The organism is Magnetococcales bacterium, from assembly GCA_015231175.1.
GTDB lineage: Bacteria > Pseudomonadota > Magnetococcia > Magnetococcales > DC0425bin3 > HA3dbin3.
In genome coordinates, this window is sequence record JADGBZ010000160.1 from 1 (window position 1) to 2,891 (window position 2,891).

General features: G+C 57.6%; 3 protein-coding genes. All 3 read left to right on the forward strand.

Annotated features, from left to right (window positions below):
- The first annotated feature begins 512 nt into the window (after window positions 1-512).
- Window positions 513-1,472: a formylglycine-generating enzyme family protein gene (locus tag HQL63_16165; GenBank protein ID MBF0178357.1), complete on the forward strand. Its 960-nt coding sequence runs from the start codon at window positions 513-515 to the stop codon at window positions 1,470-1,472.
- Window positions 1,473-1,564: 92 nt separating this feature from the next.
- Entirely contained in the window at window positions 1,565-2,404 is an 840-nt protein-coding gene (locus HQL63_16170) for an alpha/beta hydrolase (protein ID MBF0178358.1), read from the forward strand.
- A gap of 294 nt (window positions 2,405-2,698) precedes the next feature.
- Window positions 2,699-2,891: PD-(D/E)XK nuclease family transposase (locus HQL63_16175; protein MBF0178359.1), on the forward strand; the 193-nt coding region annotated here is incomplete at its 3' end.

The window sequence follows — 2,891 nt, forward strand, 5'->3', positions numbered from 1 at the left end:
TCCAGGGCAGCGCCCTGGTGGGGTTCGGGGCGAAGCCCTGACAAAGGCTTTCATGGATATTTATGTTGGATGATGAGGAAGGAGAGTGGGCGGATGGGTGGTGAGCCAGGGGCGCAATCTTCGGAAGATGTGTATGCATATGATGTGTTTTTAAGTTATAGCCGAAAGGATAAGAAGGCGGTTTTGAAGTTGGCGAAGCGGTTAAAGGATGACGGCCTACGGGTTTGGATTGATGTTTGGGCGGTTAGACCTGGAGCCCCGATTGTAACGGCCATTCAGGATGGCCTTAAACGTTCCCGGGTATGTGTTCTGGTTGTTTCCACTCATTTTGTCGGAGCGGCCTGGCCTGAAACGGAACTGAATACGGTTATTTCTCGTGATCCAAGAAATAAGGAAGGGCGTTTTGTCCCCATCGTTTTGGATGAGTGCCAAATACCTGATCTTTTAAGGCAGTATGCGCTGTTGGATTTCAGCCAAGAGGATGATGACGAATACCAACGCCTCCTGGCTGCCTGCAAGCCCCCCGTTGGCGCCATCCCCAGGACGTCCCCTCCCACGACGCACCCCTTTATAACGGTTCCCCCCAGGACACCCCCCCCTTACATTCCTTCCGGTGCTGCTCCACTCAACCCCCCCCTCCCTGGCTCTCCGCCAGCGGTTCAGATTCATATGGAAAATATGAAGATTTGACCTTTCAGGGTGTCACGCAGCGGCTGCGCCGGATTCCGCCCGGGCGGTTTTTGATGGGATCGCCGGAAGATGAGCCGGGCCGCTTTCCCGACGAAGGTCCACAACATGAGGTGACCATTGCCAAGGGATTTTGGCTGTTTGACACCCCCTGCACCCAGGCCCTTTGGCAGGCGGTGATGGGGGAGAACCCCAGCCGGTTCAAATCTCCGGATCGACCCGTGGAGCAGGTGAGCTTTGAGGATGTGCAAAAATTTTTGGAACAGATCAACCGCAAAGTGCCCGGGCTGGATTTGATTTTGCCGAGCGAGGCCTGGTGGGAGTATGCCTGCCGGGCGGGAACGACGACGGCCTTGTGTACCGGCGGTATTGAAATTTTGGGTGAACGCAATGCCCCGGCCCTGAACCTGATTGCCTGGTATGGGGGGAATAGTGGTCAGGGATTTGAATTGGCTGAGGGGGAGGATAGTAGGATGTGGCCAGAGAAGCAGTATCCCCACACCAAGGCCGGGAGCCGCCCGGTTAAATTAAAGGAGCCGAACCCTTGGGGTTTGTATGACATGCTGGGGAATGTTTGGGAGTGGTGCCCGGACGTTTGGCATGACTCTTACAAAGGGGCACCAACCGATGGTCGTGTTTGGGAGGGGCCGTCGGAGGTTGGCGTCGGGCGTGGAGGTTCCTGGTACGCTTCCGCCCGGTTCGAGCGGGCGGCGTACCGCGTCATGCCCAAAGTGGAGGTCCGCTTCGGGTTCCTGGGTTTTCGCTGTGCGCGAGCCCAAGCTTGAGCCCGGCCAGGCAGGCAGGAACTGCGGGTTGCACCGGTTGTCTGGTTGGTCCGGGCGCGTTTTTGGAGGAGGAGGCAAGGGTGTAGACGAGAATGAAAACAAAATCTTCGCTCAAAAACCTCTTTTTTCTCCTGTTGTTTGTTTATGTCGGCGCCTGTGCCTACCTTTATCTGGCCCAGGACCAGAAGATTTTCATGCCCACCACCCAGTTGGCGGGGAGTCCGTCCCAATGGGGTGTACCCTATGAGGAGGTCAACCTGACGGGTGGGGCCGGGCGTTTGCATGGCTGGTGGCTGCCGGGGGGTGGGGATGGTCCGGTGCTTCTGTTTTTTCATGGGAATAATCGTAGTATTTCCCTGTTGCCTGAATATGCGCAGTTGTTTCAACGGACAGGGTGGCCGACCCTCATGTTGGATTATCGGGGTTATGGGGAGAGTGTGGGCGAACCTTCCGAGGCGGGGCTTTATGCCGATGCGCAGGTTGCCCGGAATTATGTGACGGTCGTGCGGGGGATTGCGGCCAGGAGGCTGATTTATTATGGGCATTCGTTGGGTTCCGGGGTGGCCACCTGGCTGGCCGGCCAGGCGGAGACGGGTGGGGTGATTTTGGATGGGGCGTTTACCTCGGTCCCGGATCGGGCGGCGGAGATCTACCCTTATTTGCCGGTGCGTTGGTTGGCACGCACCCGGTTTGACAATCTTGCCCGCATGGCCGGGTTGCGGGTGCCGTTGTTGGTGATGCACAGCCGTGAGGACACGGTCATTCCCTTTCACCATGGGGAACAACTCTTTGCTGCCGCCCGTGAGCCAAAAACATTTCTTGAAGTGACTGGCCCACATGCCCACGCTTTTCCGCGTTGGCCGGGGGCGGTGGCGGCTTTGCAGGCGTTTGGCAAACGGGTGATGGCGGGGGTGTCGGGTGGCAGTTTGTGATGTCCATGAGAAAAAACGCAACCATGCACCACCCGGCCACGCATCGGGGTCCAGGGGGCTGATGAGAAAAAACGCAACCATGCACCACCCGGCCACGCATCGGGGTCCGGGGGGCTGATGGGCCAAGAGGCGTTCAGCGCAAGCTGAACCATCTCAACTTGCTGCTTGTCATGGGTTGGCAGGGGAGGGATACTCATCGGGAGAGTGTGCGGCGTATTCTGCATCGCGGGTCGATAAAGCCTGTATCGGATGCGTCGAACGGACTGCCATGCAAGGGGAAACAGGAGTCGATGCATGCGATTTTTGAATCCAAAAACCGATTTTGCCTTCAAGAAGATCTTTGGCTCCGAGGAGAGTCGTGATGTATTGATCGGTTTTCTCAATGCCATCCTCTCGTTGAGCCCCCCCGATCAAATTGCCGAGGTGACCATTCTGGACCCCTATTTGCCACCCATACCGCGTGGGCCCGGTCGGTGGTCGCACGGGC

What these genes read in the sequence shown, in the direction of transcription:
- HQL63_16170 (MBF0178358.1), top strand. Translation starts at nt 1,565, where the DNA reads ATGAAAACAAAATCTTCGCTCAAAAACCTCTTTTTTCTCCTGTTGTTT.